This is a genomic window from Gluconacetobacter liquefaciens, from assembly GCF_003350405.1.
GTDB lineage: Bacteria > Pseudomonadota > Alphaproteobacteria > Acetobacterales > Acetobacteraceae > Gluconacetobacter > Gluconacetobacter liquefaciens.
This window is the reverse complement of record NZ_QQAW01000012.1, coordinates 79,165-103,371: the sequence shown is the minus strand read 5'-3', so window position 1 is coordinate 103,371 and position 24,207 is coordinate 79,165. Positions and strand designations below refer to the sequence as shown.

The 24,207-nt window shown below is 65.0% G+C and carries 22 protein-coding genes; 16 read left to right on the top strand and 6 right to left on the bottom strand.

Annotated elements, in window-relative coordinates; genetic code table 11:
* Window positions 1-272: 272 nt before the first annotated feature.
* Both ubiM and C7453_RS16405 read right to left on the bottom strand, forming a co-directional pair.
* The gene (gene ubiM / locus C7453_RS16410; protein WP_114728995.1) at window positions 273-1,451 is read right to left on the bottom strand and encodes a 5-demethoxyubiquinol-8 5-hydroxylase UbiM; all 1,179 of its coding nucleotides are present in this window, start codon (window positions 1,449-1,451) and stop codon (window positions 273-275) included.
* Window positions 1,452-1,467: 16 nt separating this feature from the next.
* Window positions 1,468-2,058, bottom strand: a complete 591-nt coding sequence (locus C7453_RS16405; RefSeq protein WP_114728993.1) for a nitroreductase family protein — start codon at window positions 2,056-2,058, stop codon at window positions 1,468-1,470.
* 185 nt (window positions 2,059-2,243) lie between these two features.
* Here C7453_RS16405 and hisB point away from each other — a divergent pair, with 185 nt between their 5' ends.
* The 8 genes from hisB (at window position 2,244) to C7453_RS16365 (ending at window position 7,606) form a co-directional block, all read left to right on the top strand.
* A complete protein-coding gene (hisB, locus tag C7453_RS16400; protein WP_114728971.1) occupies window positions 2,244-2,840 on the top strand; it encodes an imidazoleglycerol-phosphate dehydratase HisB in 597 nt (198 codons plus the stop codon).
* The gene (locus tag C7453_RS16395; protein ID WP_114728969.1) at window positions 2,837-3,223 is read left to right on the top strand and encodes a hypothetical protein; all 387 of its coding nucleotides are present in this window, start codon (window positions 2,837-2,839) and stop codon (window positions 3,221-3,223) included. Before hisB ends, C7453_RS16395 begins: the two co-directional genes overlap by 4 nt.
* A 2-nt stretch (window positions 3,224-3,225) precedes the next feature.
* Window positions 3,226-3,897 carry an imidazole glycerol phosphate synthase subunit HisH gene (gene hisH / locus C7453_RS16390; protein ID WP_114728967.1) on the top strand — a complete coding sequence of 224 codons (672 nt, stop codon included), beginning with the start codon at window positions 3,226-3,228 and terminating at the stop codon, window positions 3,895-3,897.
* Window positions 3,894-5,246 (top strand): 1-(5-phosphoribosyl)-5-[(5-phosphoribosylamino)methylideneamino]imidazole-4-carboxamide isomerase, encoded by a 1,353-nt coding sequence (gene hisA, locus C7453_RS16385; RefSeq protein ID WP_114728965.1) that lies wholly within the window; start codon window positions 3,894-3,896, stop codon window positions 5,244-5,246. Before hisH ends, hisA begins: the two co-directional genes overlap by 4 nt.
* A complete protein-coding gene (gene hisF, locus C7453_RS16380; protein ID WP_114728963.1) occupies window positions 5,246-6,019 on the top strand; it encodes an imidazole glycerol phosphate synthase subunit HisF in 774 nt (257 codons plus the stop codon). The genes hisA and hisF overlap by 1 nt, the downstream gene beginning before the upstream one ends.
* A 28-nt stretch (window positions 6,020-6,047) precedes the next feature.
* Window positions 6,048-6,530, top strand: a complete 483-nt coding sequence (locus C7453_RS16375) for a phosphoribosyl-ATP diphosphatase (RefSeq protein ID WP_114728961.1) — start codon at window positions 6,048-6,050, stop codon at window positions 6,528-6,530.
* 17 nt (window positions 6,531-6,547) lie between these two features.
* Complete coding sequence (locus C7453_RS16370) at window positions 6,548-6,928, top strand: histidine triad nucleotide-binding protein (protein WP_114728959.1); 381 nt, start codon at window positions 6,548-6,550, stop codon at window positions 6,926-6,928.
* A 192-nt stretch (window positions 6,929-7,120) separates the two neighbouring features.
* A complete protein-coding gene (locus C7453_RS16365; protein ID WP_114728958.1) occupies window positions 7,121-7,606 on the top strand; it encodes a hypothetical protein in 486 nt (161 codons plus the stop codon).
* A gap of 267 nt (window positions 7,607-7,873) precedes the next feature.
* Here the strand turns inward: C7453_RS16365 and C7453_RS16360 are convergent, their stop codons facing one another.
* Both C7453_RS16360 and C7453_RS18755 read right to left on the bottom strand, forming a co-directional pair.
* Window positions 7,874-8,803 (bottom strand): hypothetical protein, encoded by a 930-nt coding sequence (locus C7453_RS16360; protein WP_114728957.1) that lies wholly within the window; start codon window positions 8,801-8,803, stop codon window positions 7,874-7,876.
* Complete coding sequence (locus tag C7453_RS18755; protein WP_141289158.1) at window positions 8,803-9,054, bottom strand: hypothetical protein; 252 nt, start codon at window positions 9,052-9,054, stop codon at window positions 8,803-8,805. Before C7453_RS18755 ends, C7453_RS16360 begins: the two co-directional genes overlap by 1 nt.
* Before the next feature lie 350 nt (window positions 9,055-9,404).
* Here C7453_RS18755 and C7453_RS18750 point away from each other — a divergent pair, with 350 nt between their 5' ends.
* Complete coding sequence (locus C7453_RS18750) at window positions 9,405-10,499, top strand: hypothetical protein (protein ID WP_141289160.1); 1,095 nt, start codon at window positions 9,405-9,407, stop codon at window positions 10,497-10,499.
* Between the two features lie 269 nt (window positions 10,500-10,768).
* On the opposite strand, the gene C7453_RS16355 is transcribed toward C7453_RS18750, so the two are convergent.
* A complete protein-coding gene (locus tag C7453_RS16355) occupies window positions 10,769-12,601 on the bottom strand; it encodes an ABC transporter ATP-binding protein (RefSeq protein ID WP_245949110.1) in 1,833 nt (610 codons plus the stop codon).
* 261 nt (window positions 12,602-12,862) lie between these two features.
* Between C7453_RS16355 and nth the strand changes: the two genes are divergently transcribed.
* Entirely contained in the window at window positions 12,863-13,549 is a 687-nt protein-coding gene (nth, locus tag C7453_RS16350; protein WP_114728953.1) for an endonuclease III, read from the top strand.
* A 127-nt stretch (window positions 13,550-13,676) separates the two neighbouring features.
* On the opposite strand, the gene C7453_RS16345 is transcribed toward nth, so the two are convergent.
* Entirely contained in the window at window positions 13,677-15,737 is a 2,061-nt protein-coding gene (locus C7453_RS16345; RefSeq protein ID WP_114728991.1) for a ComEC/Rec2 family competence protein, read from the bottom strand.
* A gap of 226 nt (window positions 15,738-15,963) precedes the next feature.
* Here C7453_RS16345 and gltX point away from each other — a divergent pair, with 226 nt between their 5' ends.
* From gltX to topA, 6 genes are read left to right on the top strand one after another with little or no spacing between them, the layout of a single operon-like run.
* Window positions 15,964-17,364: a glutamate--tRNA ligase gene (gene gltX / locus C7453_RS16340; protein WP_114728951.1), complete on the top strand. Its 1,401-nt coding sequence runs from the start codon at window positions 15,964-15,966 to the stop codon at window positions 17,362-17,364.
* Window positions 17,361-18,326, top strand: a complete 966-nt coding sequence (locus tag C7453_RS16335; protein ID WP_114728949.1) for an aspartate carbamoyltransferase catalytic subunit — start codon at window positions 17,361-17,363, stop codon at window positions 18,324-18,326. Before gltX ends, C7453_RS16335 begins: the two co-directional genes overlap by 4 nt.
* Entirely contained in the window at window positions 18,323-19,633 is a 1,311-nt protein-coding gene (locus C7453_RS16330) for a dihydroorotase (RefSeq protein ID WP_114728947.1), read from the top strand. The genes C7453_RS16335 and C7453_RS16330 overlap by 4 nt, the downstream gene beginning before the upstream one ends.
* Entirely contained in the window at window positions 19,633-20,271 is a 639-nt protein-coding gene (gene plsY, locus C7453_RS16325) for a glycerol-3-phosphate 1-O-acyltransferase PlsY (RefSeq protein ID WP_114728945.1), read from the top strand. The genes C7453_RS16330 and plsY overlap by 1 nt, the downstream gene beginning before the upstream one ends.
* Complete coding sequence (gene dprA, locus C7453_RS16320; RefSeq protein ID WP_114728943.1) at window positions 20,268-21,455, top strand: DNA-processing protein DprA; 1,188 nt, start codon at window positions 20,268-20,270, stop codon at window positions 21,453-21,455. Before plsY ends, dprA begins: the two co-directional genes overlap by 4 nt.
* 36 nt (window positions 21,456-21,491) lie before the next feature.
* A complete protein-coding gene (gene topA / locus C7453_RS16315) occupies window positions 21,492-24,206 on the top strand; it encodes a type I DNA topoisomerase (protein WP_114728941.1) in 2,715 nt (904 codons plus the stop codon).
* The last annotated feature ends 1 nt before the right edge of the window (window position 24,207 follow it).

Below are 24,207 nucleotides of genomic sequence, written 5' to 3'. Positions count from 1 at the left end.
CCAGATAAAACCAAAACCTAAAACAACCCTCTCTCAAAGGCCGTCAGAACGCCGCCAACATATCCCTTCCATTCCATATTCTGTTGTCAAAGAACTCTGCCAGTCACTCACTCAACCCAGCAGGGCCAAGGAAACTAGCAGGTCCGAACCGCCAGGTCAAGAACCTCAGCCCCGGCGGTGAAGAGCGATCTACACCCCACCCAAACCACCGTCAACAGCGAAAAATGACCCGCATCATTTTTTTCTGACCCGCCGATCAGAAAATGGCGGTTTCAGGCCGTTTTTCCACGATCGATCAACATGTTGGTCACGGCCGCCTTGAACGGCGCAAGGGAATCGGCGGCCCGCAGACCGGCGCGGCGCAGGTACCGAAAGGGTGATTCGTCGCGCGTATAGAGGGTGGCGATGCCGTTGGTGGCGGCAAAGAGGGGGGCCGTGGTCAGGCGATGGCGCATGGAGAACCGCCGCAACACCGCAGCCGACCCCGGATCGCCATCACGCGCCATGCCCGCCGCAATTTCCTGCGCCAGGACATCCTGCCCCTTGAGGCCCAGATTGAACCCATGCGCAGTGATCGGGTGCATGCCTACCGCCGCATCGCCAATCAAGGCGAAGCGTCGCGCCGTGAAGCGATGCGCATAGACCGCCCGCAGGGGATAGACGTGGCGCGTGCTAACCAGCCTCATGGCCCCCAGCCGGTTACCGACCCTGGCCATGATGTTCTCGTTGAACTGCTCGCGCTCCATCGTTCGTAGCGCCTCGATCTGCTCCGGCGGCAGGGTCAGCACCAGCGAGGACGCGCCGCCATTGACGGGCAGCAGCGCGACCGTCTGACCGTCATCGAACCATTGCAGCGCCACATGATGGTGGGGCGATTCATGCGCCATGCGACAGACCAGCATCGTGCGATGGAAATCATGGACGATTGCGCCGATGCCTTGCAGGCGCCGGATTTCGGAAAACCGGCCATCTGCCGCGATGGCCAGGCGCGACGTCACGTCACCGCCCTCGGCCAGCACGGTCACGCTCTCGCCCTCGTCCCGCACACGCCGCGTCGCGACGCCCGCGCGGATGACGATACCGGGACGCGTCATGGCCTCTTCATACAAGGCCTGGCGGATCATGTGGTTGGAGACCAGATACCCCAACGCCTCGACGCCCTGACCGTTGGTATCGAAGGTCAGCGGGTGGTTGTGCCGTCCGGTTTCCACCCGTGCCTCACGCAAAGGGGAGATACCCACCGGCGGGATGCGCGCCCAGGCCCCGGCATTCCGCAGGACCGAGACCGAATGATGGGTCAGGGCGATTTCCCGCCCGTCGAATGCGGGCTCGGCCAGTGCCGCCTGTGGTGCGCGCTCCAGAACAGTGACCGACAGGCCGGCGCTTTCCAGCGACAGGGCCGTGGCCAGGCCGGCAGGGCCACTACCGATAATCGTGACGTCACTACGCATCTCGGCCTCCCGCACTTTACTCTTTATCCGCCGCGAATGTGACGGGCGCGCCATGCCACTCCGCCACATATCCTTCGACCGGTCGGCGCGAGGGAACGGCCCGGTTCGGATCGGGCGTGCCGACGAACAGGAAGCCCGCCAGCCGGTGCGGTGCATCGAACCCCAGCGCCGAGGCCAGTGCAGGGTCGACCGCCATGTCACCTGTAACCCAGACGCCGCCGAAGCCGGTTGCATGCAGGGCGTTGAGGATATTCATCGCCGCCGCCGCGACCGCCATTTCCTGCTCGATCAGCGGGATCTTGTCTTCGGGGCGCAGGTGCATGCCCAGCGCGATGGTCAACGGCATGGTGGAGAAGCGCTTGCGGCGCTTTTCGATCTTGGCCGCCGGCACGTCCGGATCGCGCGCCAGCATGCCGGCCACCACCAGTTCGGCCAGCTTCGGCCGGGCCTCTCCGCGAATCAGCACATAACGCCACGGCCGCAGGCGGCCATGATCGGGCGCGCGCATCGCGGTGGACAGGATATCTTCGAGCACCGACCCTTCGGGCGCGGGGTCGGACAGGGCGTCGGTCGAAAAGCGGGACAGCAGACTGTCGAGCACGGCCATTGGGGCCTCCTTGGTCTCGGGCCCCGGCAGCGGTCGCGCGGCCCTGGCCGGCACCATGCCGCAGAAGGCATGGGAAGCCAATATCCATCCCCTGCGGGCCAGAGACGCGAACCCCGGCCGGTGGCGCATCGCGCACATATATAGGAGAGTGGCCTAACGCGCCCCATTCCTGTAGGAGAACGGGCATGGATACCGCCCGCACAGCCACGATTCATCGCGTCACCAGCGAGACCGACATCACGCTCCGACTGAACCTGGATGGCACCGGCCAGTCACGGATCGCGACCGGTATCGGCTTCTTCGATCACATGCTGACGGCTCTCGCGCGCCATGGCCTGTTCGATCTGGAGATCGAGGCCAAGGGCGACCTGCATATCGATTTCCATCACACCACCGAGGATATCGGCATCGCGCTAGGTCAGGCCTTTGTCCGTGCGATCGGCGACAAGCGCGGCATCCGCCGGTTCGGCCACGCTCTGGTGCCGCTGGACGAGGCGTTGAGCGAAGTGGTGGTGGACATTTCCGGCCGCCCCTTCCTGGCCTGGTCGGTGGATTTCACCCGCGACAAGATCGGCGAGATGGACACCGAACTGTTCGAGGAATTCTTCCGCGCCTTCGCCATGAGCGCGCTGCTGACGCTGCATGTGACGCAGAAGGCCGGGCGGAACTGCCACCATATCGCCGAGGCCTCGTTCAAGGCCGCGGCCCGCGCCCTGCGCATGGCGGCCGAACCCGACCCGCGCGCGGCGGGCAGCATTCCCTCGACCAAAGGCGTGCTGTGACGACCTATACCACATGGTTCCGGGCAGATGACCGGCGGCCGCCTGTTCTGGTAGCCGAGCGCCTGTCCTGGCGGGTACTGCTGCTGGGCTGGCTGGGGCTGGTGATTCAGGGAAGCTGGATCGCCGGATTGCTGGCCGGGGCCGGCAGCCTGATCCTGCTGAGTGCGGTGCAGACAGCGCATCTGCCGCTTCTGCCCTTCTGGGCCGGTCTGCATCTGCTGCTGGGCCTGTGTGCCGCCGATATCAGGGCGTGGGAATTACGGCTGAACGGTCTGGCCGCCGGACCGATCGTCGTTGCGCGGGGTCACGAGGCAGCGCTGCTGCGCCTGCTCGAGCGCAATCCCACGCTTGCACGCACGCGCGGGAATATGGCTGAGGCTTGAGCATGACATCCGCGACGCAATCCATCCTGGTCATCGATTATAATGGCGGCAATCTGGCATCGGCCGCACGAGCCCTGACCCGCGCGGCGGCGGATAGCGGCATCGACGCCGAGGTGACGATCTCGGCCGACCCGCAGGCCGTGCGGAGCGCCGACCGGATCGTGCTGCCAGGACAGGGCGCCTTTGCCGACTGCGCCGCCGGGCTGGATGCCGTACCGGGGCTGCGCGCCGCCATCGTCGACGCGACGGATGCCGGCACGCCGTTCCTGGGCATCTGTGTGGGCATGCAACTGATGGCCGAGCGCGGGCTGGAACATGCCGTCACCCCCGGTTTCGGCTGGATCGCGGGCGAAATCGCCCCCATGGACGCGCCGGGCCTGCGCCTGCCGCAGATGGGGTGGAACCGGCTGGATTTCGTACCGGGCGCCCATCCACTGACCGACGGGCTGGACGCGGACGCCCACGGCTATTTCGTCCATTCCTATGCGCTGCGCCACGGCGTGCCCGACGAACTGGTGGCGACTACCGATTATGGCGACGCGGTGCCGGCGATCGTGGCCCGTGGCAATCGCGCCGGCACGCAGTTTCATGTCGAGAAGAGCCAGACGGTCGGCCTGCGCATCCTGTCCAACTTCCTGCGCTGGATGCCTGCCCGCGAAGGAGTTCCCGCATGACCGGAACCGGCAGACCCTACGACCAGCCGCGTGCCGAACGGGTTCAGTCGCTGACGGAAGACGAGCTACAGGCACTATGCGAGGCTACCGATGCCGCGATCCTGGATGGCGGCGGGTTCGGCTGGCTGACCGTGCCGGGCCGCCAGGCGATGGAACGCTATTTCCGGGGCCTGCTGATGGTGCCGGAACGCATGCTGTTCGTGGTGCGGCTGGACGGCGTCATCGTCGGTGGCGCGCAGTTGGTGCGCCCGCCGCGCAACAACGAAGCGCAGGCGATGAGCGCCACGCTGATGCATCTGTACGTCGCTCCCTATGCCAGAGGGCGCGGGCTCGGCCGGCTGCTGCTGCTGGAGGCCGAGCAATGCGCGCGGGCCATGGGCTACCAGATCCTGAACCTGGATGTGCGCGAGACCCAGGAAGCCGCGATCCGGCTGTTCCGCGCCTTCGGCTTCTATCAGTGGGGCACCCATCCCAGCTACGCCCGTGCCGACGGGCGGACGATGCGCGGCCTGTTCTTCACCAAGCGGCTGCAGGACAATGAGCGGGTCGTCCCCGCCCACCCGCAGGCCGCCTCCGTTCCCATCCCCGCGACAGGACCTGCCAGCGTGACCGGCCACAGCCTGACCCTCTACCCCGCCATCGACCTCAAGGACGGCGCCTGCGTGCGCCTGCGCCGGGGCGAGATGGATGATGCCACGGTGTATTCCGACGATCCCGGCGCGCAGGCCCGCGCATGGATCGCGGCCGGGTGCGGCTGGCTGCATGTGGTGGACCTGAACGGCGCCTTCGCCGGCAGGTCGGCCAACAGCGCCGCGATCGAAGCCATTATCGCCAACGCCACCGTGCCGGTGCAGTTGGGCGGCGGCCTGCGCGACCTGGACAGCATCGAACGCTGGCTGGCCGCCGGGATCACCCGTGTGATCCTGGGCAGCGTCGCGGTGAAGAACCCCGAACTGGTCCGCGCCGCCTGCCGCGCCTTCCCCGGCCGGATCGTCGCGGGCATCGACGCGCGTTCGGGGCAGGTCGCGACCGAGGGCTGGGCCGAAACCTCGGACATGAAGGCCATCGACCTGGGCCGGCGGATGGAAGATGCGGGCGTCGCCGCGATCATCTTCACCGAGATCAGCCGCGACGGCATGCTGACCGGCATCGACATCCCCCAGACCGCCGAACTGGCGAACAGCCTCTCGATCCCTGTCATCGCCAGCGGCGGCGTGGGCAATGTCGAGCATCTGCGCGCACTGCGGGCCGCGACCGTCACCGCGCCGGGAATCGAGGGCGTAATCGTCGGGCGTGCGCTCTATGACGGCCGGGTGGACCCGGCCGATGCGCTGCGGATTTTGTCCTGATGCTGAAGCTGCGGGTCATCCCCTGCCTGGACGTCAAGAACGGACGGGTGGTGAAGGGGGTCAATTTCGTCTCGCTGCGCGACGCGGGCGACCCGGTGGAACAGGCGGCGGTCTATGACGCCGCCGGCGCCGACGAACTGACCTTTCTGGACATCACCGCCAGCCACGAGAATCGTGACACCATCCTGGACGTGGTCAACCGCACCGCCGAGAAGATCTTCCTGCCCCTGACCGTAGGCGGTGGCGTACGCACGACCGACGACATGCGCCGCCTGCTGCTGGCCGGTGCCGACAAATGCGCGATGAATTCCGCTGCCGTCAGCCGCCCGGAACTGATCAACGAGGCCGCGCGCAAATTCGGCAGCCAGTGCGTGGTGGTGGGCGTGGACGCCCGCTCGGACGGGCACGGATCATGGGAAGTCTACACCCATGGCGGCCGCACCCCCACCGGCCGCAACGTCATCGACTGGTGCCGCGAAGTCACCGAGCGTGGTGCCGGCGAGATCCTGCTGACCAGCATGGACCGTGACGGCACCCGCAGCGGGTTCGACCTGGACCTGCTGCGGGCGGCCTGCGGCGCGGTGCGGGTGCCGGTCGTGGCCTCGGGCGGCGTCGGCACACTGGAGCATTTCGTCGAAGGCGCGCGCGCGGGCGCCACCGGCCTGCTGGCCGCCAGCGTGTTCCATTTCGGCCAGTTCACCATCCCGCAGGTCAAGCAGGCGCTGGCGGATGCCGGCCTGCCGGTACGCCACACGCCAGCCGCCAGATCCTGAACGACGCCGATACGCAAGCGAGGGCACGATGCCGAAAATTCCCAAGACCACGCGCAAGAATGACGACACCAAGGCCGCCGGCAAGAAGAGCGTCGCCAAGAAGACCGCCCGGAAGAAGGCCGCTCCCGCTGAAGCCATCGTAAAGGCTGCCCCTGCCCTGCCCGCCGAACCGGTGGCGACGGCGGAAATTCTGGACCGGCTGTTCAACGTCGTCGTCTCGCGCAAGGGTACCGACCCCGCCGTGAGCCATTCGGCACGCCTGCTGTCACGCGGCCGTCGCAAGATCGCCCAGAAATTCGGCGAGGAAGCGGTCGAATGCCTGATCGAGGCCGTCGCCGGCAACAGCGAGGAACTGATCGGCGAAAGCGCCGACGTGCTGTACCACCTGATCGTCATGTGGGTTGATGCCGGCATCCATCCGTCGGATGTCTGGGCCGAACTGACGCGCCGCCAGGGCACCAGCGGCATCGCCGAAAAGGCCGCCCGCCCCCGTGACCCGTTGGCGGTATAACGCAAGGAGGCATGTCCATGGCCGTTTCCGGACGAGGTCCCTACGACCCGCAGAACGTCTTCGCCAAGATCCTGCGCGGGGAAATCCCGTGCCGCAAGGTCTATGAAAACGAGTACGCGCTGGCGTTCCACGACATCGCGCCCCAGGCGCCAGTCCATGTGCTGGTCATCCCCAAAGGGCCCTACGTTTCTTTCGCCGATTTCAGCCAGACGGCCGGCGATGCCGAAATCGCGGGCTTTACCCGCGCTGTCGGCCATGTGGCGGGGTTGCTGGGGCTGGACGAGGACGGATACCGTCTGCTGGCGAATATGGGCGTCGCCGCCGGGCAGGAAGTGCCGCACTTCCATGTGCATCTGTTCGGTGGGGCCGCGCTGGGGCCGATGCTGCATCGGGGCTGAACGGGCAGTCTTCGTCAGGGCTCTGCCCCGACACCCCGGCAGGAGGCTTGCCTCCTGCACCTCGATTCCTGATCTTGAGCTGTCGTTCGGTCTTGGTGCTTGCGGCGCCTTGGTCTTTTTGCACGCCGTTGATCTGGCGCGAGATGGCGGGTAGATTATTTCAAAGGATTGCCAGTCAGGAGCCCACGCGGAATGGTCACGCCGAAAAACGCGCCTCTGCGCGCTCTCGCCATCCTTGCCATGCTAGGCAGCCTGCCGTCGTGTGAAACGACCGCCCAGCGGATCGCGCAGAAGGAAGACCACCTTGCCGCAGCGGGCTTTGCGCTGAAACCCGCCAGTTCGCAGCAGCAGCAGGCGATGCTGAACCGTCTGCCGCCGCATCATTTCGTCCGCCGGACTCATGGCGGCAACGTGTTCTACGTGTATGCCGACCCGACCGTGTGCGACTGCCTATATGTCGGCGACCAGGCCGCCTACGACAACTACCAGAGCTATCGCCAGCAGAAGATGCTGGCCGACGAACAGCAGATGACGGCCGGCGAATATCAGGACACCATGTGGAACTGGAACGCCTGGGGTCCGATGGGCGGCCCCGGCTGGGGCGGCTGGAACCCGTCGTGGAACCCGGCATGGGGAAACTGGGACCCTGGCATGGGGCAGTATAACGCCGGCTGGTAAGCCGGATTGTCAGCGCCAGAATGGCAATTTTATTCGTCGTCGCTTCATCGGGTTGAAGAACGATCAATACCAGCCGATCGCAAAATATCTCGATACAGTCTTCACCAAGACGCTGCCCCAACACCCGGGTATGAGGCTTGCCTCCTGCAACTCATCGCATAATGATGTTTTTTTCTAGCTGACTGCTTTCGCCCTCTTTTCGGACATCCAAAGGGGGGTGTCAGTTTTCCCAAAGCCGACACTGTAAGTTAAGCCGCATTTTTTACTCTAACTGTTCATGGCGTGCTTGATGGCCTCTGTAGCGGCGCTTACACCAAGGGTTTGCGCGATACCCAGTGCCCAGCTACCGGCATTTTTGAGGGCCGCGAACACTTCACCGCGCTCGCCTGCCTCAGCGGCTTTCGCTGCGGTCGCGATCTGACCAATCGCAACGTCATGGGTGGAATCATTATCGTCTGCATTTTTCTTCAAGGCGCCACGTAGCTGCTTTAGTTGTGAGGCCAGAAGCGGAAGATCAAACGAATTTAACTGGCTCCCATAATTGGCGATAATATTGCCAGCACTGGCACCGGCACCTACAACCACCCCGCCGCGATCGGCTATATATTTATGATCGTTCATTTCTATGTTCTCCACAAAAAAGCTGTAACCACTCAGGGGTTGGACCTTGGGTAGAGCTGATACCAATGTGGATCGCAAAGCTTCTTCGTCTCCGCCTGTTAAGCCACCGTTTATTTCACTCAGAAACTGGAAGATATGGCGAAAAAACTTGGTCAGGTCTGCTTTGGAAGTCGAAAACTCCCTGAGAGATATGCAGGCAGCAGCTCCAGCTGACCACAACAACGCGATCGGCAGCGCATTCACCCTGAGAGCTTCACCGCCTGGTAGCATGCGAAGGTCGCTCATCGCCGAGTACACATCTTCGTCCCCGCTCATCTGAAGCATCGACAGGTAAATGTCGCACCACTTGCCCGACATGCCATCCAGCGCCGACCAGTGTTCAGTGATGTAATTGCAGAGAGATTCGTCGTCAGACGAATAGGCTATGACCAACCGGTTAGGAACCTCAATAAAGCGCTGAAGGAGATCGCCGCCTCGGTCCGATGGAGCAGTACCTTTCCTGACCTTTATCCCAAGCGCCAAAAGCTCCGATTGGGAGATGAAGCTGGTGGCCTCGGGATTGAGTGCATCTTTCATCAGTCGTAGGCAGCCAATGCTTCTTGATCAGAGTGAGCATTCTCAAAAAAGTACATATGAGTGGACTCCCATTTTCTCCAGAGATCGGAATTCCGATTCGATATCGTGTTGATACCTTTAGCGAGTTCGTAGTCGGTCACATGTTCCATAAACCTCTCGCGATCAAGGCCGGACAAAGATTTCACTGATGGCTTATTCTTGCTAATCCATTCAAGTAAGCCAACAACCGCGATTTTTCGAACCGGATTCATTTAAGCGCTCTCCCTGACTTCAAATTGAGATGATAACATAATTGGTGCTATGGCCCATCGGGCTTCGTCGAATTGCGACCAAAAATGGGAAACGTTAATGCTTCTAGATCAGCGGGGGCGTCTGTTTCCAATGATATCTTATCACAATCCGGACTTTCCGTCCCCCCCCCAGGGCCGCCTGTCTACTCAGTAATATGGAGCAAGACAGGCAGCAGTCGCCTTCATAATGGTCTTTGCATCTAATGGTTGATTTTCCCGAAAGCGGAAATATTGTAATTATAACTTGACATATTGATAGAAAATAATGTCAAAAAATTGCTTGAATTTTAAGCGCACGAGAGTGAGAAGAAATGTCTTACTGGAAACAAAGTTTTGACCAACCAATCGCTTCAGCTTTTCAAAGCATAATTGAGTCAAATTTAAATAGAAAAGATTTGTTGCCAAATTTTTCATGCAACATAGATTCTGGTCACGATAAAATAACCGGTAGTGTCCCAAAGTTTTTTAGCAATTACCTTAAAGAGGAATACTCATTATTTTTCGGAAGAAAAATACTTTTGCAAAAATTAGACATCAATAATGCTATCATGTTCTGTGCAGAGCGCCCTTGGATGTTTAAAGATCCAGGAAGAGGAATATTCTTCTCATCAATAGTTACGGCTGTATACTCAGTATGTGCAAAATATGAAGGTGAAGATGAAAGGGATATAAATTCATTACTACTTCATGATGCCGTAAGAAATATGAATGACTTTTGTAAATTAGTTGAGTATCACGATAGCTTCAAAGAAAGACCAGATATCTTTTGGGCACCAACCACCGCTTCCGAAGGAAAAATTGGAGCTGATCTCGCGTTACTATTTCATAGGAAATTGGGAGTAAATGATTGGTACTCAGTCGCTTTATTGCAAGGAAAAAAGAATCTAAATATAAATGGAACCTGTTCGATTTCACGCGGTGATGACGGTACGTCACAACTAAATAGACTAATATCCTCCGGAATGTCTTATTATGTTTTTTATCAGCAACCAGGACAACGGAACGCAGGGGGTATTTCGTGTATTCCGGCGACAGTAAAAACTGCCAACGAAGTATTTCTTGAATACAGTAAATCTTTAAAATTATCTACAAATTCTTTGAGCGGAGATAGTTTGTGTAGTTTATGTGAGTTTATATTTAACCAGGTATTTGAAACAGACTATTCAAATATGAGAACATTTTCAAATCCAGAAGACGCTCTAGCATGTCTGCAGCAGCAGCGCGATCTCAAGGCTATGGTTGCATTATCGGCTGCATCTTCTCCGGCCTTTGAAAAGCTAAAAATTTTATGCGCCAATCATGCCCTTATCGACGAGAGTAAAATGATATCTGTGCCTATAATATCTCCTCCCCCTCCTCCTCCTCCTCCGTCGCATGATGACAAACCGCCTGGCATGGGTCGCTGATTTATCAAAATCCGACGCGCTGTTCATGCGGTGATCTGGGATTTCACATCATAGTTTGGCAATATGCCAACTGGTGCGCAAGTGGTGTAAAACTATCTGGAGAGGCGTTCACGCAAATGTCCGCTGTACGACCATCTCAACGGACAGCTGACATTCTCCTTTCCCCCCCCGAAGCCGACATTCTCTCGCCGTGCTGCCCCTCTGACCGAACAGGGGTGAAGGGGACGACTGTCCCCTTCCGGGTGCAGGGCAGCGCCCTGCGATTTCCCCTATCCGTCCAGCGACTGCAATTCGAACAGCCGCCGATACAACCCGCCCTCATGCGTCACCAGTTCCGCGTGTGATCCGTCTTCCAGCAACGCGCCGTGGGCGAAGACCAGGATGCGGTCCAGGCCGACGACGGTGGAGAGGCGGTGGGCGATGACCAGCACAGTGCGGCCGAGCATCAGCCGTTCCATGGCCTCCTGCACCAGGATTTCCGATTCCGAGTCCAGGCTGGAGGTGGCTTCGTCGAAGATCAGGATCGGGGCATTGGTCAGGAAGGCGCGGGCGATGGCCACACGCTGGCGCTCGCCGCCCGAGAGCTTGACACCGCGTTCGCCGACCATGGTGGCATAGCCCTTCGGCAGGCGGTCGATGAAGCCGGCCGCATTGGCCTGACGCGCGGCTTCCTCGATTTCCGCCATGGAGGCGCCGGGGCGGCCATAGGCGATGTTCTCGGCCAGCGAGCGATGAAACAGCACCGGTTCCTGCTGCACGATCGCGATCTGCGACCGCAGGCTGGACTGCGTGACGGTGGCAATGTCGGTGCCGTCGATCAGGATCTGGCCGGAGGTTACGTCATAAAGCCGCTGCAACAGCTTGATCAGCGTGGTCTTGCCCGAACCTGAAGGGCCAACCAGCGCGACGCGGCTGCCGGCGGGGATGTCGATCGACAGATCATGGAACAGTGGACGGGTCTGCGCCTTGTAACCGAATCCGACATGATCGAAGCGGACGGCACCATGCGTGACATGCAGCGTGCCGGCCCCCGGCCGATCTGCGACGCCCAGCGGCTGACGATAGATGGCGACCAGTTCTTCCATTTCGTTGACCGAGCGCTGGACCATCGAAATCTGCTGCCCGATATCGCGCAGGTAGCCCTGCACCAGAAAGACCATGGTGAGCACATATGCCACGTCGCCCGGTCCGGCACGGCCGCGCCACCATAGCGCCAGCACCGCGCCGATCAGCAGGACGCGCATCAACAGGGCTGCGACGTTCTGGAGATTTCCCGAATTGGTGCCCCGAATCCACGACCGTTCGGTGCGCGTCTGCCAGCGTGCGAGGATGCGTGACAGATGTGCGTCCTCACGCGCTTCGGCACCGAATGCCTTGACGACGGTATTGCAGGTGACGGCATCGGCCAGCGCGGCGCCCATGCGGGTATCCCACTTGTTGGCCAGCCGGGCCGAGGGCGCGACGTAGCGCAGGGTCAGCGACGTGGACATCGCCACCAGCAGGATCGAACTGACCCCCAGCAGCAGGCCCATCGACGGCCAGTGCGCCGCCAGCACCACCGTGGTTGCCGCCAGCACCAGCACGCTGGGCAGCAGCATGAGCATCAACGTATCGGCCAGCGTGTCGGTGGCCCACATGCCGCGCGTCAGCCGGCGCACGGTCGAACCGGCGAAGGTGTTGCCGTGCCAGTCGGTCGAAAAACGCTGGACTCGGGCGAAGGCGCTCTCGGCAATGCCACGCATGGTGCGCGCGGTCAGATGCGTAATCCCCAGATAGGACATGCGGCGCCCGGCCACGCCCAGCAGGCCCAGCAGCACCAGGCCGCCAACCAGCCACAGCGCGCCGCGCCGGGCGGCCTCCATCGCCGGCGTGGCAACCCCACCCGCGCCCACCCCACCGGCAGTGTGCGAGACGTCATCCACGATCCAGCCCGCCAGCAGCGGCGTGGCCACATCGGCCACCGTCGCCACCGAGACGCCCGCCAGCGTCCAGGCCAGCGCGCCGGGATGGCGCAGCCAGCGGCGGATCACGAAATCCAGAACCTCGGCAAATTCGTTGCGCGCAGGACCTTCCTGGCCCGATGCGGCTTGTTGGTCTGTCATGCTGCTCCGGCCGGTTCTGCCGACCATCCTCGTGCGTCAGCCCCAACCGCGGCGACGGCGCAGACCGTCGCGTGCCGCGCGGCGCGCGCCCGCGCCGCACGATGGGCATTCTGATCTTGTCCCGGTTTCTGGCCAAATTATCGCCGTGCAGCCCCCGGAACGCAAGGCGGTACGACAGGCCCGCGTGCCCGACGATTTACAGATTGCGTCATCCGGCCGAAAACGGACCGCACTTCACCTTTCACCTTCCGCAGAGACGGCATGACCCGCACCCCAACCACCCGCCCGGCCGGCGCCCGCCGCCGCATGACGCTGAAGGAAGTCGAACGCTTCATCACCCTGCTGGCCGCCGCCCACCCAAATGCGGAGAGCGAGCTGGATTTCGTCGACGACTATACGCTGCTGGTTGCCGTCGCCCTGTCCGCGCAGGCCACCGACGTCTCGGTCAACCGCGTGACCAAGGGCCTGTTCCGCGACGCCCCGAACCCCGCCGCGATGGTGGCGCTGGGTGAAGAGGCGGTCGGCGAGCATATCCGCAGCATCGGCCTGTGGCGCACCAAGGCCCGCAACGTCGTCGCCCTGTCGCAGGCCCTGCTGGACCAGCATGACGGACAGGTGCCGCACGACCGCGCGGCGCTGGAAGCCCTGCCCGGCGTGGGCCGCAAGACCGCCAACGTGGTGATGAACGTGGCCTTCGGCGACAGCACCATGGCCGTCGATACCCATATCTTCCGCATCGGCAACCGCACCGGTCTGGCCCCCGGCAAGACCACCCGCGCGGTAGAGGACCAGTTGGTGGCCCGCATCCCAGCACCCATGCTGCGCCCGGCCCATCACTGGCTGATCCTGCACGGACGCTATGTCTGCAAGGCCCGCCGGCCGGATTGCTGGCGGTGCCCGGCGACCGAGCCTTGCCAGTATACGGCAAAGGTGTTGATCGCGCCCTGAAGCTGTTCTTTTTTGAAAAAAAGAACCAAAAAACTTTTGATCTGTTCAGGATTTTTATTCTTGCACCTTACGACGCTCCTGAACCGATAAAGGTCTTTTTGCTTCTTTTTCTTCAGAAAAAGACGACCTACTCCCGCTGCGCCATCGGCAGAACGGGCACACCATGCTGGCCCAGCGCCAGCACCCAGGGGCGCGTTCCACGCCAACTACGATCCGAAAGCACCACCGGGCCGGCAGGGTGCAGAAACACAGCCTGCGCGCCGTTTTTCCAGGTCTCCAGCGTGTCGAGCCTGCGCACACCGGGACACCCTGCGTCATCAGGCGCGAGCGTAATCAGCAATTCCAGCCCAGCACAGCGAACCGGTGGCGCACCCCGCAAGCGGAGTGCGACACGTCCGCGATCGAGCAGGCACAATCCATCCTGACAGGCCGCGCTACCCGCCAGCGGCACGATCGGCAGCGCCAGAGCCTGATGCCAATCATCCTCGACCAGCCGCTCACTGCCGGGATGGGGGCCGACCCGCAGCACGGCACCATCCCGCACCGCCACCGTCCGTCCATCGGGGGACAGCAGCAGATCCGGACGCACGATCAGAAAAGGCGCGGCCATCCCCAGCACCATCAGGCTCACACCCCACCAGCGCCATCGGCCCATCCAAAGGCAAAGCCAGCACAGGCCCAGCACCCACATCGCCAGCCCCCATCCCGGCATGGCCGGCACCGCCAGCCTTGCCGCCGGCCAGCCGGAAACCATGCGCGCCAGATCGAGAATCCACCCGATGCCCCAACCCATCGGAACCAGGGCCACGGATTCGACGCCCCATGGCATCAGAAACAGGGACAGCAGGCCCAGCGGCAGGACGCACAGCGCCATCAGCGGCACCGCCAGCAGATTGGCCAGCACGAACCAGGGCTGGAGTGTGCCGAAATGCGCCATCACCACCGGCACCGTGGCCCCGCCGGCCAGCAGGCTGGCCTGCGCCAGATGCGCGACATGATGCAGGACGCGCCGCCACCAGCCGGGCTGCTCGGTCAGGCGGGCCATGAGCGGGCGCGTGACCTCGGCACCCGCCGCCAGCGCCATGACGGCGGCCAGCGACATCTGCAACGGGGCTTCCAGCAGATCGGCCGGCCCGGTCAGCAGCAGCAGGATCGCCCCCACCGCCAGCCCGCGCAGCGACAGCGCCCGCCGGCCGGTCACGATGGCCAGCACCACCAGCGCCGCCATGGTCAGGCTGCGCAGGGCCGGCAGATGCGCGCCCGTCAGCACCACATACACGATGCCGGCCGCTAGCCCGGCGAAGGCGGCGATCGAGCGGCATGGCCAATACAACGTCGCCCGTTCCGAACACGCCAGCAGCAGCCGCGCCGCCGCCACCGAGACCCCCATGACGATGCCCAGATGCAGGCCCGCCACGGCCAGCAGATGGGCCAACCCCGCATCGGCGAACGCATCACGATCCGCCTGCGCCATGCCTACGGCCGAGCCGGTCAGCACCGCCGTCGCCACTCCACCCACAGCACCCGGCAAAACTCGCACGATCCGGGCCGAGATCCGCTCGCGCAGCCCTTCCAGCGACGACGCCCCCGGCACGGGTCCAAGTGTCTGCGCCCGACCCAATGCCGTTCCGCTGCCGGCGGTGCCGTCGAAATAGGCGCGGCGCTGCCGGTCGGGGCCACCGGGCCAGGACGGCGGGGCTGGCGGCCGCAACAGGGCGCGCACCCGCACCATCATGCCCGGAACAGGCACCAGCGGATCGTCGGCACGCAGACGCACGCGCAGGATGCGCCGCAGGGGCGGCATGCCGGAATCCAGCGGGTCGTCCAGCACCGCGCCGGCCAGATCCAGCCGACGCACGGACGGACCATCGGCCGGCAGCAGCGCCACGGCCACGACACGGCCCGTCACGATGGTCGCGCGCGCCGGCAGGTCGGGCAACGGCGGCTGACGATGGGTGGCCCAGAACGCGGCGAGAAACCCCACGGCCACCGTCGCCGCACCGCCACCCAGCACACGCGGCGCCAGCGCGAACGGCCGCCACGCGATCCAGCCGAGCCCCAGAACGGCGATGCCGGCCCAAGCCAGAAGCTCCGGCACCCCCGGCTCGCACCGCAGCCGGAAATACCACGCGATGCCCAGCCCCAGCCCGACCGGCAGCCACAGCGCCAGACGCCTCTGCTCGGCCAACAGCAGCCCGACGAGCCTGTCCCGTTCTTTTTTGAAAAAAAGAACCAAAAAACTTTTAGCCTTTTAAAGGGAAAACCGCCGGACCAGACGGAATGCCGACAACGGAATAAAAGTCTTTTTGCTTCTTTTTCTTCAGAAAAAGAAGAGTCAAACGCCTCACACCCGCAACGCTCCCATACCGGCGCCCCCTGTCGGCAAACAGCGTCTCATGGTAAGGAGCCGGCTCATGACCGTTCGTACGCGCTTCGCACCGAGCCCGACCGGGTTGCTGCATATCGGCAACGCCCGCGCCGCCCTGTTCAACTTCCTCTATGCCCGCCACCATGGAGGAAAATTCCTCCTCCGTGTCGAGGATACCGACCGCGAGCGGTCGACCCAACATGCGGTCGACGTACTGTTCGACGGGCTGGCCTGGATGGGCATCACCCCGGACGAGGAACCGGTATTCCAGTCCACGCGCCAGGCGCGGCATGCCGAAATCGCGCACCATCTGCTGACGCAGGGGCTGGCCTATCGCTGCTACTGCACGCAGGAAGAATTGCAGCAGATGCGCGAGCAGGCGATGGCGGAGGGCAAGCCCCCCCGCTACAACGGCTACTGGCGCGATCGCGACCCGTCCGAAGCACCTCCCGGCGCGCCCTATACCGTACGCATCCGGGCCCCGCGCGAAGGCGAGGCGGTGATCCAGGATCTGGTGCAGGGCGATGTCCGCGTCGCCAACGCCGAAATGGACGACATGATCATCCTGCGCGCCGACGGCACGCCGGTCTATCAGCTCGCCGTGGTGGTCGATGACCATGACATGGACATTACCCATGTCATCCGCGGGGACGACCATCTGACCAACACCTTCCGCCAGGCGATGATCTACCGCGCCATGGGCTGGGACCTGCCGAAATTCGCGCATCTGCCGCTGATCCACGGGCCGGACGGCGCCAAGCTGTCCAAGCGGCATGGCGCGCAGTCGGTCGTGGAGTTCCGCGACATGGGCTACCTGCCCGAGGCGCTGAACAACTACCTGCTGCGCCTAGGCTGGGGCCATGGCGACGCCGAGATCCTGTCGCGTGACGAGCAGATCCATCTGTTCGACCTGGACGGCGTCGGCCGGTCGCCCTCACGCATGGATTACGCCAAGCTGTCGCACCTCAACGGCGTGTGGCTGCGCCAGGCCGACGACGCGCGCCTGACGGACGACGTGCTGCAACGGCTGGCGGGGCGCGAGGGCGTAACGGTGGACGACACGCTGCGCACGCGCATCCTCACGCTGATGCCCGGCCTGAAGGAACGCGCGAAGACGCTGGTCGAACTGGCCGACAGCGCCGCCTTCCTGGGCCGGCATGTGCCGCTGGCCTTCGACGCCAAGGCCGAGAAGCTGCTGAGCGACGACGCCCGCGTCATGCTGGGCAAGCTGGCGCGCGACCTCGCGGTGCTGGCGGAATTCGATGCGCCCTCGATCGACGCCGCCCTGCGCCATTTCGCCGAGAACCACGGCCACAAGCTGGGCCAGGTGGCCCAGCCCCTGCGTGCCGCGATGACCGGCGGCGCGACCTCGCCGGGCATCGACGCCACGCTGGCCGCCCTGGGCCGGGACGAGGTGATGGCCCGGCTTGGAGCCGTCGCCCGATGAACGACAGCCCGCGCGCAGCGCCGTCCCGCTTCTTCACGCAGCACGGGCGGCACCTGCTGGGTCTTCAGGGCATGCATCCGACCCGGATCACGCCCTTCCTGGACTTGGCCGAGAGCTATGCGCTGATGAACCGCTCGCGCCAGACGCCGCGCGACCGGTTGCGCGGGCGCACGGTCATCAATCTGTTCTTCGAGGACAGCACCCGCACCCGCACCTCGTTCGAACTGGCGGCGAAGCGGCTGGGCGCGGATGTCGTCAACATGACGGTGGCCACCTCGTCGGTGAACAAGGGCGAGACATTGCTGGACACCGCCGCCACGCTGAACGCGATGCGCACCGACCTGCTGGTGGTGCGCCATTCGCAGTCCGGCGCGCCGGCGCTGCTGGCCCGCAAGGTCGAGGCCAGCGTGATCAATGCCGGCGACGGCACACATGAACACCCAACGCAGGCCCTGCTGGACGCCCTGACCATCCGCCGGCATTTCGGCACGCTGCATGGGCTGACGGTCGCGATCTGCGGCGATGTCAGCCACAGCCGGGTCGCGCGGTCGAACATCCACCTGCTGACGGCCATGGGGGCCAAGGTGCGGGTGGTCGGGCCGCCGACGCTGATTCCCGGCGCCATCGGCGCGCTGGGCGTGGACATCCATTACACGATGGAAGACGGGCTGCGCGACGCCGACGTGGTCATGATGCTGCGCATGCAGCGCGAGCGGATGAATGGCGGGCAGGTGCCCAGCCCCCGCGAATATTTCCGTTTCTACGGGTTGGACCTCAAGCGGCTGGCCCTCGCCCGGCCCGGGGCGCTGGTGATGCATCCCGGCCCGATGAATCGCGGTGTCGAGATCGAAAGCCGCGTCGCCGATTCAGACCAGAGCGTGATCCGCGAACAGGTCGAAATGGGGGTGGCCGTGCGCATGGCCGTCCTCGACCTGCTGTCGCGCGCCGGAGACCTGACGTGAGCGCTTCCCACCCGGCCCAGCCCGTCCTGTTCGAGAATGTCCGCCTGATCGACCCCGCACGCGGGCTGGACCGGCCCGGACGCCTGCTGGTCAAGGGCGGCGTGATCGCCGGCATCGACCTGCCCGACAGTGAAGGCGTGCCCGACGGTGCGCATGTGGTCGCCGGCGGGGGCGCGGTGCTGTGCCCCGGTCTGGTAGACATGCGGGTGGCGATCGGCGAACCCGGCTTCGAGTATCGCGAAACCGTCGCCTCGGCCGCACGGGCGGCGGCGGCGGGCGGCATCACCACCATGGCGGTCCTGCCCAACAGCCAGCCGGCGATCGACGATCCGGCGCTGGTGCGGCACCTGCGCGCGCGCGGCGACGAAACGGGCATGGTCTCGATCCTGCCCTATGGCGCTCTGACACGCGGCTGCGAAGGCAGCGAGATGGCGGAAATCGGCCTGCTGGACGAAGCCGGGGCGGTCGCCTTCACCGACGGCACGCGGGCGCTGGCCGATGCGCGGATGATGCGGCTGGCCCTGACCTATGCCAGGGGTTTCGACGCGCTGGTGGTCCAGCACCCCGAAGACCCGTCACTGGCGCGCGGTGGCTGCGCAACGGACGGCGAACTGGCGACGCGACTGGGCCTGCCGGGCATTCCCACCGCCGCCGAGGCGATCATGATCGCCCGTGACCTGCGGCTGGCCGAACTGACACGCGGACGGCTGCATTTCGCCCATGTCTCGACGGCCGAAGGACTGGACCTGATCCGTGCCGCCAAGGCGCGCGGCCTGCGCGTGACCTGCGACACCGCGCCGCCCTATTTCGACCTGAACGAAACCGCGATCGGCGATTTCCGCACCTATGCCAAGCTGTCGCCGCCGCTACGCGGGGAAGCCGACCGTCTGGCGGTCTGCGCCGCGCTGGCCGACGGCACGATCGACGCCATCGCCTCGGACCACGCACCCTGCGACGCCGACGACAAGCGCCAGCCCTTCGCCGTGGCCTCGGCCGGCGGTACGGGGCTGGCCACGCTGCTGGCCGTCACGCTGGCGCAGGTGCATGGCGGCACGCTGCCGCTGATCGACGCGCTGGGCCTGCTGACCTGCCGCCCCGCCGCCCTGCTGGGCAGCGACGCCGGCACGATGGCCGAGGGTGCCGCAGCCGATCTGTGCCTGTTCGACCTCGATCGCGCCTGGAAGATCACGGCCGACGCCCTGCCCGGCCGCGCCCGCAACACCCCCTTCGACGGGCGGGCGGTGGAAGGCCGGGTGCGGGGAACATGGAAGGCCGGCCGGCAGGTCTTCGGCCAGGACGCGGCATGATGACCGAGACGCTTCCCAACTACGTCCTGCAATTGCTGGCGGCCATCGCCGTGCTGGCCTACGGCATCGGCAGCATTCCCTTCGGCCTGCTGCTGACGCAACTGGGCGGCGCGGGCGATATCCGCGCCATCGGCTCGGGCAATATCGGCGCGACCAATGTGCTGCGCACCGGCCGGCGCGGGCTGGCGGCGGCGACACTGCTGCTGGATGGCGGCAAGGGCGCCTTCGCCGTGCTGTGCGGCTTCATCCTCTCGCCCTTCCACACCGCCCCGGCGATGGCGGTGGCGGCCCTGTTCGCCGTCATCGGCCATTGCTTTCCCATCTGGCTGAAATTCAAGGGCGGCAAGGGCGTGGCCACCGGGCTGGGGGCGGCGCTGGCGCTGTCGCCACTGACCGGCCTTGCCTGCTGCGCCCTGTGGCTGGGCGTAGCCAAGCTGACGAAGATCTCCTCGGCCGGTGCGCTGGCCGCGTTCGTGGCCATGCCCGTGCTGCTCACCCTGTTGAACGGCGGCGACCTGCGTAGCCCGATTCCGCTGGCGGGGCTGCTGATCGCACTGCTGGTCATCGCCCGGCACCACGGCAATATCCGCCGCCTGCTCAACGGAACCGAGCCGCGAATCGGACGGAAAAATCCGTGACACCAGCCGGGCCGCTGGCCGCGCGCCTGCGGCTGGCACGCAGCGAAGGCGTCGGCCCGGTCGGCTATCGCAAGCTGCTGCTCGATTACGGCGACGCGGAACGCGCGCTGGCCGCCCTGCCGGCACGCGCCCGTGCCGCCGGCCGGGCGAAGGTGCTGCGTATCCCATCCGAAGACGAAATCGCGGCGGAAATCGAGGGCACGGCAGCCCTCGGCGGCCGGATCCTGATGCTGGGCGATCCCGATTACCCACCGCTTCTGGCCGCCATTCATGACGCGCCGCCGGCCCTCTCGGTCCTGGGCGATCCGGCGCGGCTGAATGGATGCTGCGTCGCCATTGTGGGCGCACGCAATGCATCCTCCAACGGCGCGCGCATGGCTGAAAGCCTGGCCGCGATGCTGGCCGCACAGGGCATCACCGTGGTCTCGGGCCTGGCACGCGGCATCGACGCCGCCGCCCATGCCGGCGCGCTGCGGGCCGGCACGACCATCGCCGCCGTCGCCGGCGGGCTGGACCGCCCCTACCCGGCGGAACACACACAATTGCAGGACAGGATTGCGCAATACGGCGCCGTCGTCACCGAAACCCCGCTGGGCGTGGCACCGCAGAGCCGGCATTTCCCCCGCCGCAACCGCCTGATCGCGGGCCTGTCGCTGGGCTGCGTGGTCGTCGAGGCCGCGTTGCGCTCGGGCAGCCTGATCACCGCCGATCTGGCGGCGGGCTATGGCCGCACGGTCTTCGCCGTGCCCGGATCGCCGCTGGACCCGCGCAGCCGGGGCGCCAATTCCCTGCTGCGGCGCGGCGCGATCCTGACCGAAAGCGAGAACGACATCCTGGCCGAACTGCCCGACGCAGCGGCACGCGACCTCTTTTCCACCGGCGGAGCAACTGGCCCATCGACCCGGCCCGGCGGGCTGGCGCAAAGCCGCGCACCCTGGCCGGAACCGCCACCCCAGGCCGGCCCGGAACCCCCGCGGGAGCCCCCCGGCGAGCCCTCCGATATCCGTCAGGCGATCCTGACTCTGCTGTCATTCACACCAACGCCGGTTGACGATCTTGTACGGCGCTGCCAGTTCTCGACATCGGCGATCCTGACCGTACTGTCGGAACTGGAACTGGCAGGCGACATTGAAACCCTTCCCGGTGGGAGTGTCGTCCTGCCATCCCTGTCCGACGGAGGCTGACGGACGTCGGAACGAGATGCGTGATCCGGAGACAGAATGACTGACGTGGTCGTGGTCGAATCGCCCGCCAAGGCGAAGACGATCAACAAGTATCTGGGAGACGGCTTTACCGTTCTGGCGTCGTTCGGCCATGTCCGCGACCTGCCGCCCAAGGATGGCAGCGTCCGCCCGGACGAAAATTTCGCCATGGACTGGGAAGCCGACGAACGCGGCAACCGGCAGATCACCGCCATCGCCAAGGCGCTGCGCGGCGCCAAGACCCTGTATCTGGCCACTGACCCGGATCGCGAGGGCGAGGCGATCTCGTGGCATGTCCGGGCGATGCTGGAAGAGCGGAAGCTGCTGAAGGGGGTGGATGTCCAGCGCGTCACCTTCAACGAGATCACCAAATCCGCCATCCGCACCGCGATGGCCCACCCGCGCGATCTCGACCAGCCGCTGATCGAGGCCTATCTGGCCCGCCGTGCGCTGGACTACCTGGTGGGCTTCACCCTCTCGCCGGTGCTGTGGCGCAAGCTGCCGGGCTCGCGCAGCGCCGGGCGTGTGCAGTCGGTCTCGCTGCGGCTGATCTGCGAGCGCGAAGCCGAGATCGAGAGCTTCAAGAGCCGGGAATACTGGACGGTCGCCGCCCAGTTCACCACGCCCGAGGGCGCGCCCTTCACCGCGCGCCTGACCCACCTGGCCGGCCAGAAGCTGGACCAATTCGACCTGCATGACGAAGCCGGGGCCATGGCAGCCAAGGCCACCGTCGAGGGCGGGAAATTCGCGGTGCGGTCGGTCGAGCGGCGCAAGGTCCGCCGCAATCCGCCGCCGCCCTTCACCACCTCGACCATGCAGCAGGAAGCCTCGCGCAAGCTGGGCATGGGCGCGCAGGCGGCGATGCGTGTCGCGCAGCAACTCTATGAAGGCATCGACCTGGGCGGCGAGACGGTCGGTCTGATCACCTATATGCGAACCGACGGCGTGCAGATGGCCGGCGAGGCGATCACCGCCATCCGCAACCATATCGGCAGCAGCTTCGGCGCCCCCTATGTGCCAGAAAAGGCACGGATCTATTCCACCCGCGCCAAGAACGCGCAGGAAGCGCACGAGGCCATCCGCCCCACCGACGTCGCCCGCACCCCCGCCGAAGTCGCCCGCTATCTGAGCGACGAGCAACGGCGCCTGTACGAACTGGTCTGGAAACGCTCGGTCGCCAGCCAGATGCAGTCGGCGGAACTGGACCAAGTGATCGTCGAGATCGCGGATGGTGCGAATGCCGCGACCCTGCGCGCCAACGGCTCGATCATCGCCTTCGACGGCTTCCTGAAGCTGTACAGCGAAGGCCGCGACGACGCAGGCAAGGACGATCAGGACGACGAAAGCCGGATGCTGCCGCCGATGCGCGAGCGCGACCCGCTGAAAACCGGCACCGTCGAAGCCGACCAGCATTTCACCCAGCCGCCGCCGCGCTATTCGGAAGCATCGCTGGTCAAGAAGATGGAAGAGATCGGCATCGGCCGCCCTTCCACCTACGCCTCGATCCTGTCGGTGCTGCGCGACCGCAATTACGTGCGACTCGAAGCGCGGCGCTTCGTGCCCGAGGACCGGGGGCGGCTGGTGACGGCGTTCCTGACCTCGTTCTTCGAACGCTACGTGGATACCGGCTTCACGGCGGGGCTGGAGGAGCAGCTCGACGACATCTCGGGCGGCCGTGCCGACTGGCGCGATGTGATGTCGGCTTTCTGGCGGGATTTCTCCCACGCGGTCGACCAGACGAAGGAGCTGAAGATCTCCGACGTCATCAACGCGCTGGATGACGACCTTGCCCCCCACTTCTTTCCGTCCCGCCCCGACGGCACCGACCCGCGCGTCTGCACCGCCTGCGGCACCGGCCGGCTGGGGCTGAAGCTGGGGCGCTACGGGGCCTTCATCGGCTGCTCGAACTATCCGACCTGCCAGTTCACCCGCCGCCTGGTGGTGGACGCCAAGGAGGAAGGCGAGGCCGACACGCTGAAGGACGGCATGCGCGTGCTGGGCCAGGCGCCCAGCGGCGAGGACGTGACCGTCAAGCGCGGCCCATGGGGGCTCTACGTCCAGCAGGGCGAGCCCAATCCCGAAGACAAGAAGGCCAAGCCGAAGCGCGCCACCATCCCGCGCGGCATCGAGGGCGACAAAATCACGCTGGAACAGGCGCTGGGCCTGCTGTCCCTGCCGCGCCTGGTCGGCAACCACCCCGAGACCGGCGAGCCGATCGAGGCCGGGCTGGGCCGCTTCGGGCCATATGTGAAGATGGGTGCCATCTACGGGTCGCTGGACAAGGATGACGACATCCTGACTGTCGGCCTGAACCGCGCGGTCGATGTCCTGGCGCGCAAGCTGGCCTCGGTCCGCACCATCGCGCCGCATCCCAAGGACGGCGAGCCGGTGATGGTGCGCAAGGGCCGGTTCGGGCCGTACATCCAGCACGGCCAGATGGTGGTGAACGTGCCGCGTGGCGAGGCCATGGAAGACGTGACGCTGGACCAGGCGGTGGCGCTGCTGGCCGAAAAAGGCAAACCGCTGAAGCCCAAGGGCAAGGCCGCCGCCAAGAAGACGACCGCCAAGACCACCACCCGCAAGAGTGCGGCCAAGACCACGAAGACAGAGGCCACCGCCGACGCAGCCGAAGCCCCGGCCCGCAAGGCCACCCGCGCCAGGAAGGCGCCCCCGGCCGAGGGCGCCGCAAGCCCGGCGAAGCGAAGCCGGCGCACGGCGGCCAAGGCCGAGTGAC